Origin of the sequence: Delftia sp. ASV31 (assembly GCF_016428765.1) — a bacterium.
GTDB classification, from domain to species: domain Bacteria; phylum Pseudomonadota; class Gammaproteobacteria; order Burkholderiales; family Burkholderiaceae_C; genus Comamonas; species Comamonas acidovorans.
Window position 1 is genome coordinate 1 of the sequence record NZ_JAELTK010000145.1, and the last position, 8,680, is coordinate 8,680.

General features: G+C 60.6%; 7 protein-coding genes. 3 read left to right on the top strand and 4 right to left on the bottom strand.

The genetic code is table 11. The annotated features are described in order from the left end of the window. Nucleotides 1–238 precede the first annotated feature (238 nt). Genes JHD82_RS28010 through JHD82_RS28020 form a run of 3 tightly spaced genes read left to right on the top strand, consistent with a single transcriptional unit; the run spans nt 239 to nt 3,890 of the window. Nucleotides 239–1,267 (top strand): branched-chain amino acid ABC transporter permease, encoded by a 1,029-nt coding sequence (locus tag JHD82_RS28010; RefSeq protein WP_012202505.1) that lies wholly within the window; start codon nt 239–241, stop codon nt 1,265–1,267. Beyond that, on the top strand, nt 1,264–3,153 hold the full coding sequence (locus tag JHD82_RS28015; protein ID WP_199140107.1) for an ATP-binding cassette domain-containing protein: 1,890 nt from the start codon (nt 1,264–1,266) through the stop codon (nt 3,151–3,153). Before JHD82_RS28010 ends, JHD82_RS28015 begins: the two co-directional genes overlap by 4 nt. Next, nucleotides 3,150–3,890 carry an ABC transporter ATP-binding protein gene (locus JHD82_RS28020; RefSeq protein ID WP_199140109.1) on the top strand — a complete coding sequence of 247 codons (741 nt, stop codon included), beginning with the start codon at nt 3,150–3,152 and terminating at the stop codon, nt 3,888–3,890. Before JHD82_RS28015 ends, JHD82_RS28020 begins: the two co-directional genes overlap by 4 nt. Nucleotides 3,891–3,908: 18 nt before the next feature. Here the strand turns inward: JHD82_RS28020 and JHD82_RS28025 are convergent, their stop codons facing one another. The 4 genes from JHD82_RS28025 to JHD82_RS28040 form a co-directional block, all read right to left on the bottom strand. After that, a complete protein-coding gene (locus tag JHD82_RS28025; protein ID WP_199140111.1) occupies nt 3,909–5,300 on the bottom strand; it encodes a TolC family protein in 1,392 nt (463 codons plus the stop codon). A 2-nt stretch (nt 5,301–5,302) separates the two neighbouring features. After that, nucleotides 5,303–7,447 (bottom strand): peptidase domain-containing ABC transporter, encoded by a 2,145-nt coding sequence (locus tag JHD82_RS28030; RefSeq protein WP_199140113.1) that lies wholly within the window; start codon nt 7,445–7,447, stop codon nt 5,303–5,305. A gap of 2 nt (nt 7,448–7,449) precedes the next feature. Then, nucleotides 7,450–7,980 (bottom strand): HlyD family efflux transporter periplasmic adaptor subunit, encoded by a 531-nt coding sequence (locus JHD82_RS28035; RefSeq protein WP_199140115.1) that lies wholly within the window; start codon nt 7,978–7,980, stop codon nt 7,450–7,452. A gap of 9 nt (nt 7,981–7,989) precedes the next feature. Further along, nucleotides 7,990–8,680: biotin/lipoyl-binding protein (locus JHD82_RS28040; RefSeq protein WP_233174926.1), on the bottom strand; the 691-nt coding region annotated here is incomplete at its 5' end.

Below are 8,680 nucleotides of genomic sequence, written 5' to 3' on the forward strand. Positions count from 1 at the left end.
CCCCCCCCCCCCCCCCCCCCCCCCCCCCCCCCCCCCCCCCCCCCCCCCCCCCCCCCCCCCCCCCCCCCCCCCCCCCCCCCCCCCCCCCCCCCCCCCCCCCCCCCCCCCCCCCCCCCCCCCCCCTTCTAATGACCCGCCGACCACCGAGATCTACACTGTTCGCATTTCGTCGGCAGCGTCAGATGTGTATAAGAGACAGCCGCTGCGGCGCTCGGCCGCGCCTGCTCGAAAGTCGATCATGGATCTGCAAATCGCCCTGCTGCTGGGGCAGGACGGCATCGTCAACGGCGCCGTCTACGGCCTGATGGCGCTGGCCCTGGTGCTGGTGTTCTCGGTCACCCGCATCATCTTCATTCCGCAGGGCGAGTTCGTCGCCTTCGGCGCGCTCACCCTGGCCATGATGCAGGCCGGCCGCGTGCCCACCACGCTGTGGCTGCTGCTGGCCCTGGCCGCCGCCGTGCTGGTGGTGGACCTGCTGCGCTGGCGCGCGGGCAGCCAGGTGAGCTGGCCCGCCACCTTCCTGTGGTGCCTGGCGCTGCCCGCCATTGCCGTGGCCCTGGCCTGGGGGCTGCGCCCGTCCTCGCTGATGCTGCAGGCGCTGGCCACCCTGGTGCTGATCACGCCCATGGGGCCGCTGCTGTACCGCCTGGCCTACCGGCCGCTGGCCCATGCCTCGGTGCTGATGCTGCTCATCGTCTCGGTGGCCATGCACGGCGTGCTGGTCGGCCTGGGGCTGCTGTTCTTCGGTGCCGAAGGCTCGCGCACCCCCGCGTTTTCCGAGGCGCAGCTGCGCCTGGGCGACATCACGATCTCGGGCCAGTCCCTGGTGGTGGTGGGCGTGACCCTGGTGCTGGTGGCCCTGCTGTTCGTGTTCTTCGAGCGCTCCATGATCGGCAAGGCGCTGCGCGCCACGGCCATCAACCGCGTGGGCGCACGTCTCATGGGCATTCCCACGGCCATGGCCGGCGACGTGAGCTTTGCGCTGGCCGCGCTGATCGGCGCCATCTCCGGCCTGCTGATCGCGCCGCTGACCACGGTGTACTACGACACCGGCTTTCTGATCGGCCTCAAGGGCTTCGTGGCCGCCATCGTGGGCGGGCTGGCCAGCTACCCGCTGGCCCTGGCCGGCGCGCTGCTGGTCGGGCTGCTGGAGGCCTTCTCTTCGTTCTGGGCCAGTGCCTACAAGGAGGTGCTGGTGTTCACGCTGATCATCCCGGTGCTGTGGTGGCGATCGCGCAATAGCCACCATGTGGAGGAAGAAGAATGAGCGCCCCCGTTTCCTCGCAGGCCGCGGCGCCTGCCAAGGCCGCTTCGGGCGGCATTAGCACGCGCGTGCTCACGGTGGCCGCCATTGCGCTGCTGGCCGCGTCATGGGGCTTTCTGCCTGATTTCACCGTCGTCATCCTCAGCTACATCGGCCTGTTCGCCATGGTGGCCGCAGGCCTGGTGATGCTGACCGGCGTGGGCGGCATGACCTCGTTCGGCCAGGCGGCCTTCGTGGGCATCGGCGCCTATTCCACGGCCTGGGTCTGCACGGCGCCTGCCTCGGTGGCCGCGCTGGGCGGGCTGGTGGGCGCGGCGGGCCTGCCCTGGGTGGGCTTGGCGCTGGGCCTGCTCATCACCTTCGTCGTGGCCTGGCTGCTGGGCGCGGTCACGGTCAAGCTGCAGGGCCACTACCTGCCGCTGTGCACCATCGCCTGGGGGCTAAGCCTGTACTACCTGTTCGGCAACATGGAGTTCCTGGGCGGGCAGACCGGCATCACGGGCATTGCGCCGCTGGTGATCGGTGGCGTCTCGCTGGCCTCGCCGCGCGCCATGGGCGTGGTGATCTGGGCCGTGCTGCTGGTGGCGCTGTGGCTGCTGCACAACCTGCTGGACTCGCGCGAGGGCCGGGCCATCCGCGCGCTGCGCGGCGGCCGCGTCATGGCCGAGTCCATGGGCATCGACACGGCGCACTACCGCGTCAAGCTCTTCGTGCTGGCGGCCCTGCTGGCCACGCTGTCGGGCTGGCTCTACGCCCACATGCAGCGCTTCGTGAGCCCGGCGCCCTTCAACCTGAACGTGGGCATCGAGTACCTGTTCATGGCCGTGGTCGGCGGCGCCGGCCACCTGTGGGGCGCCGTGCTGGGTGCCACGCTGATCACCCTGGTCAAGCAAAAGCTGCAGGACATATTGCCGGCCCTGCTGGGCACCAGTGGCAACTTCGAGGTCATCGTTTTCGGCCTGCTGATGGTGCTGGTGCTGCAGCGCTTTGCAGAAGGCCTGTGGCCCACGCTGCAGGCGCTCACGGCACGCTGGGTGCGCCGGCCCGTGTCCGATCTGAAGCTGGCGGACGCGGCGCCGCTGGCGCAGCGCGCGCTGCCCGCTACGGGCCAGGTGCTGCTGGCGGCCGAGCATGTGACCAAGCGCTTTGGCGGCCTGGTGGCCAACAACGATGTGGCCATGACGCTCAAGGCCGGCGAGGTGCATGCGCTGATCGGCCCCAACGGCGCGGGCAAGAGCACCTTCTTCAACATGATCTCGGGCGTGGACTCGCCCACCGAGGGCCAGGTCCGCTTCATGGACCAGGCCATGAACGATGCGCCCTCGCGCCGCTTCGCCGCCCTGGGCCTGGGCCGCACTTTCCAGCATGTGCGCCTGCTGGGCCAGCGCAGCGTGCTGGAGAACGTGGCGGTGGGCGCGCACCGGCGCGCGCACCGGGGCTGGCTGGCCTCCATGCTGCGCCTGGACCGGGCCGAGGAGGCCTCGGTGCTGGCCGAGGCGCGCCGCCAGATCGAGCGCTGCGGCCTGGGCGCCTTCGCCGACGTGCCGGCCGCCTCGCTGGCCCTGGGCCAGCAGCGCATCGTGGAGATCGCACGCGCCCTGGCCGGACAGCCTGCTGCCCTGCTGCTGGACGAGCCGGCCGCCGGCCTGCGCCACCTGGAAAAACAGGCCCTGGCCGACCTGCTGCGCCAGCTGCGCGCCGAGGGGCTGGGCATTCTCGTCGTCGAGCACGACATGGAGTTCGTCATGAATCTTGCGGACCGCATCACGGTGCTGGAGTTCGGCACCGTGATTGCCGAAGGCACGCCGGCCCAGATCCAGGTCAACCAGCGCGTGCTGGATGCCTACCTGGGCGGCGACGACGACGAGGCAACCGGAGAGACGGCATGAGCGACACCCTTTTGCAGCTCAGGGGCCTGAGCGTGTCCTACGGTCCCGTGGAGGCCGTGCACCAGGTGGATCTGGATGTGCGCAGCGGCGAGATCGTCACCGTCATCGGCCCCAACGGCGCGGGCAAGACCACGCTGCTGTCGGCCGCCATGGGCCTGCTGCCCTCGCGCGGCGAGATCCATCTGGACGGCAAGCGCATCGCACGCCCCGGCGTCGAGGTCATGGTGGCCAACGGCGTGGCCCTGGTGCCCGAAAAGCGCGAGCTGTTCGGCGAGATGTCGGTGGAAGACAACCTGCTGCTGGGCGGCTTCTCGCGCTGGCGCCGGGGCCTGCGCGACCAGGCGCAGCGCATGGACGAGGTCTTTGCCATCTTCCCGCGCCTGAGGGAGCGGCGCCCGCAGATGGCCTCCACCCTGTCGGGTGGCGAGCGCCAGATGCTGGCCATCGGCCGCGCGCTGATGGCACGCCCGCGCCTGCTGCTGCTGGACGAGCCCTCGCTGGGCCTGGCGCCGCTGATCGTGCGCGAGGTGCTGCAGGTCGTGGCCGGCCTGCGCGACCACGGCGTCTCGGTGCTGCTGGTCGAGCAGAACGCGCGCGCCGCCCTCAAGGTGGCCGACCGTGCCTACGTGCTGGAGATGGGCGCCGTGGCCCTCAGTGGCGCGGCCAGGGATCTGCTGCATGACCGGCGCATCATCGATACCTATCTGGGGATGGGGCGCAGTGCGGAGGCGGCCTGAGTTAAAGGGGTCTCGCCTCTAGTCAAGGTCCCAGAACCCCAAACGCCCCAATTGAGCTGCCAGTGACAAGCGCAATGCCCGCCAGTTTGCCATCGCACTGATATGTTGTTCCTGCGCTTTGGCATAGGTCTCCATGGCGTTCAGAACTTCGGTCATGCTGCCTACACCAGACTGATAACGGCCTTGCACGATGTCCATAGCCTGCTTGGATTGATTGACAAGGTCTGAGGTGTGTACAAGGTTTTCTGCTTCCGTGCGGAGACCGTTGTGTTGAGTCCAGACATCCACTGACAATCGCAAGCGCGCAACCTCTGCCTCTTCAGCATAAGTGGCTGCCTGAGCCTTAGCCGCCCGGATCTGATAAGTCTGCTCGAATCCGGAAAACAATGGAATGCTCAGTTGCAGACCTATATTCATATCCTTGCGCCGACTGCCGCGACCATGCACGGAGGAATCAGTGACCCCAAAACTGCTGGTCAGAGCAATCTTTGGCATAGCCATCGCGCTGGCTTCTTGTATTGCAGCTTGGGCGGCTTTTGTGCGAGCGTCGACCGCAACAAGGCGGGGATGCTGCTGGCCCGCAAGGCGGATGAGTTCGTCGACCTCAATAATGAAGTCCAATGAAGGCAAAGCTTCGACATGCTCATCTAGGCGTACGAGAGTATGCGCAGGCAGACCCATGCGAAGCGCCATAGTGCCCAAAGAACTGGACAGCGCGCCTCTTTCCTGGGATACATGCAAACTGGCCTGAGTGTAGGCCGTCTTGGCTCGCAAGCGATCGGACAGGGCTGCCGCGCCGGCTTTGTACTTCTCTGCTGCGGCAATATAAGTGTCTTTGGCCAAATCCATTACCTGCTGAGCAGCAGCAAGCCGCTGGTTGCTTGCCTGCGCCGCAAAATACAGCTGAGCGGCACCTAGAAATGCGTTCTGGATGGCCGCGTTCTGATCGGCGTTAGCTGCTGACAGCAATTGATGAGCAGAAGCCAGTGCCGCGTCCCGGCGTCCAAAATCGAATAGAACCCAACTCAGGCTGAAGTTTCCCGTACTGTTGTTGCTGTGTATCGCTTCCGCATAGCCATCGTAGCTGCGGTTTGCTGAGCGGCTCAGCCGTGCATCCAGACGCGGTAAATATTCGGACTTGCGCAAACCTAGTTGGGCTGCTCGCATTCGGGCTGTTGACCAAGCTTGCCGAATGGCAGGGTCCTGGCACAGGATTCGTGTGATTGCTTCATGCACGGTCAGCTGTTCCGGCAATTTGCCGATAGGGCAGATGCCTACTCTTGCTGCTGAGGCCATTGGTGGCGATATTGCGAGGCCTTCCGTGGAGAACGCATCATATGAAGACATGGCGTACACAGAATTGAGCAGCACTACACCGGCAACGAAGACAAGAAGGCGCAGCTGGTGCACAGTCACTCCCCCTGCTGGTGCCTGCGCTGTATTGCTCGTACTCGCACATCGTTGATCACCCTGCCATGGCCCAATTCGATGACTCTGTCTGCGCAGGCAATTGTCTCTGGACGGTGGGCAATCACGATCCGAGTGATATCGAGTGCTTGGATCGCGGCGTTGACCTGCCGTTCGGCTGCCACGTCGAGATGGCTGGTTGCCTCATCGAGGAACAGAATTCGGGGCTTCTTGTACAGCGCGCGCGCCAGCAGTATTCGCTGTTTTTGTCCGCCGGAAAGCACTGTGCCCATGTCTCCAACCAAGGTGTTGTAGCCCATGGGCATTTGTTCGATGTCGCCATGGATTTCTGCGGTGCGCGCGCACTGTCGCATCCATTGCGCGTCTGGTTGAGGATCGAAGAAGCAGATATTCTCTGCAAGGCTTCCCGCAAAAAGCGCGTCGTCTTGCATCACGCAACCGGATAGGCTCCGAAGCACAGATAGGTTCTGTCCGTCGAGCTCATGGCCAGCGATGCGAATGCTCCCTCTTGCTGCTGGCAGCATACCCAACAGCACCTTGAACAACGTACTTTTGCCACAGCCTGATGGACCAATGATTGCCACGGCTTCGCCTGCAGCGATGCTGAAGTTAACGTCATCCAGGATCCAGGGTTCTTGGTCCCCATAGCGATAGCCCACAGCTCGAACTTCAATATCTGCCCGATTGTTGCGTTCCTCGGTGACGAGTGCGCAAGCCTCTTCTTCGGGGGGGTGAAGAACAATATCGGCCAGCCTCTCGCTATGTAGCTGCAACATGCGCAGCTCGAAGAGTTGATCAATCAGGCTGCCGACTCGACTGCCGAACTGAGACTTGTAGGAATAGAAGGCCATCAACATGCCTACGCTGAATTGTCCATCCATCACCATGGTTGCGCCTAGCCAAACGACCAGCAGGTTCTCGGCACCAAATAGCAATGCGTTGGCTTGCCCATAAAAAAGTTGTAGCTTCTGAGACTTCAGGCCCGCGTTGATCTGCTCCACGAAGAGGCCCAGCCATATCGACCTTCGCATATCAAGCTTCTGAAATAGCTTCAATGCCTGAATACCTCGCACTGATTCGAGGAAGTGGCTTTGCTGGCGGGCCCCATGAACGATCTGTTCCTCGGTGGCGTTTCGCAGTGGGTAGTACCACGCCCAGCGAATCAGTCCATAGAGCACTATGGTGCAGAAGACCACGGCCGCCAACCGGGGGCTGTATATAAGCATCAACACCAAGGTGGAAAGTGCCATCATCCCATCAAGAATGATCGAGAAAAAGCTTGCGGTCAGGGTTTGCTGTATCTGATCGACGGATCCAAATCGTGAGACTACATCACCAAGGTGGCGCTTCTCGAAGAACTGACTGGGCAGGCGCAGCATATGGCTGAACACGTTGCTCCGCCATTGCAGGCTGAATAGCGTGCCCAGGTATATAAGTGCCCAGGCCCGGGAGGTGCTAATAAAAATTTGTATCAGCAAGACAATCGAAAAACCCAGAATCAGGGTGGCCAGCAGATGTCGATCGTCACCGACAATCGCATTGTCTATAGTCCATTGAAGCAGGAACGGACTGATGAGCGCGATCATCTGCAGTGCCACGCCCATCACTAACACTTGCAGCAGTGAGCGGCGTAATCCGCTGATTTCCCCTATCAAACTAAGTAGCTTGACCTTTGGCTTTTCTTTCTTTTGCTCGAAATCTTTATTCGGCCAAAGTTCCAGAGCAACTCCAGTGAATTTATGCGACAACTCTTCGAGGCTGACTTGGCGAGCTCCGATTGAAGGATCGTGTATTACCGCGCCTCGGGCGCTAACGGATTTCAACACCACAAAATGATCGATATTCCAATGCAGTACACAAGGCACGATCAGTTTTGAAAGCTCATTCAGTTCCAAGCGCACAGCCCGGGTGCCCAAGCGAAAGCGATGCGCAGCCTGAACCACGTGGGCAAGGCTCATTCCCTTAAGTGAAATGCTGACCCGCTGGCGCATTTCCCTTAAATTTACGTTGTGTCCATGATAGCTTGTGATCATTGCCAGACAAGTCAGACCGCACTCAGCGGCTTCTGTCTGCAAGATAATCGGCAAGTGCTTTCCGAAGCGCAGTGCTAGCGTATCTAAAGAAATCATGGTTATTTTGGGAATTTTCCTGAAATGCTGTAAATCGGCTCCAGAATCCACTCATAGAGACGGCGAGACTCTTGAAGAATATCTGCTTCAAGCAGCATACCGCTCTGAAGTTCTTGCGCCTTCCCATACGCGGTGACGGCTTGACTATCAAGTTCTACTCGTAGCCGATACAGTGGCTCCGCTACTTCGCCAGAACCTGGGAGCAGGTTGACAGTACTGGAAAAATCAAAAGGTGAAAGGCTCGTGCGAGAGATAGAAGCCAACCTACCCCGGTGGATTCCGAATTTTTGATATGGATAGGCTTGGTAGCGAATATTAACGGGGTCGCCTAGTTTTATAAAACCAATGGCTTTACTTGGTGCATAGAGCTCTGCCACAAGGTATGAGTCCGTTGGAACAATAAGCATCAGGAGCAGGCGTGCATCAATGCTATGGCCAACTTCAGCGAATACCGCGGTTGCCGTGCCTGCCTCTGGTGCGGTAATGACGAAGGCTCGCCTCGCTTCGCTCTCCGTGAGTTCCTGTGTGAGCATCGAAAGTTGTCAGTTGATCTGTGCTAGTTGATTCTTCTGTCGACTGTCAAGCCCTGCGAGTTCATTGGTGCGCTCTACCGCCTGCTGCTCCAAGCTTGTCTGTTCACGACGTAAGCGCTGAAGTACCTGTATTTGACCTAGTTGCTCCGCCTGACGTTGCTGAAATTGATCCTTTGAGATATAGCCTTTGTCCAACAATCCTTGGTATCTCTGAATGGCGTTGTCTGCTAGGGCAAGTAGATTCCGCTGGCTTTTAACCTGCTCCGCTAGCACTGACAGTTCCACGCGAAGGCTTGCAATTTTTCTATTCAATGTTTTCCGCTCCGCGAGATGCAGCTGCAGAAATTTCGTATGCTCGTCAATGAGCGATTCTCGCCTTTGTTCCAGGCTTCGGGTGATTTGAGAAAAAACTGCTACCGCATCTTCACCAAAACGCTCACTGGAGATTTTATAAAGAATATCGCCTTTCTCGACATATTGCCCCTCCTTTGCATACTTTGCAATAACAACACCTGGTTGTTGAGAAAAAACTCTGATCTGCCCCGTCGCTGGAAGGAGTTGACCTTTAACTGTTGAGTGTCTGGAATAGGTTGAAAATAAAAGAATTATTGCTATCGATAGGAAGGTTGTAATGGAGAATGTCGTTAAGACTGCGAAGGAAAATGGACGAATCATCAAGACCTGTCTCTTATACACATCT

What these genes read in the sequence shown, in the direction of transcription:
- JHD82_RS28010 (WP_012202505.1), top strand. Translation starts at nt 239, where the DNA reads ATGGATCTGCAAATCGCCCTGCTGCTGGGGCAGGACGGCATCGTCAAC.
- JHD82_RS28030 (WP_199140113.1), bottom strand. Translation starts at nt 7,447, where the DNA reads ATGATTTCTTTAGATACGCTAGCACTGCGCTTCGGAAAGCACTTGCCG.
- JHD82_RS28015 (WP_199140107.1), top strand. Translation starts at nt 1,264, where the DNA reads ATGAGCGCCCCCGTTTCCTCGCAGGCCGCGGCGCCTGCCAAGGCCGCT.
- JHD82_RS28020 (WP_199140109.1), top strand. Translation starts at nt 3,150, where the DNA reads ATGAGCGACACCCTTTTGCAGCTCAGGGGCCTGAGCGTGTCCTACGGT.
- JHD82_RS28035 (WP_199140115.1), bottom strand. Translation starts at nt 7,980, where the DNA reads ATGCTCACACAGGAACTCACGGAGAGCGAAGCGAGGCGAGCCTTCGTC.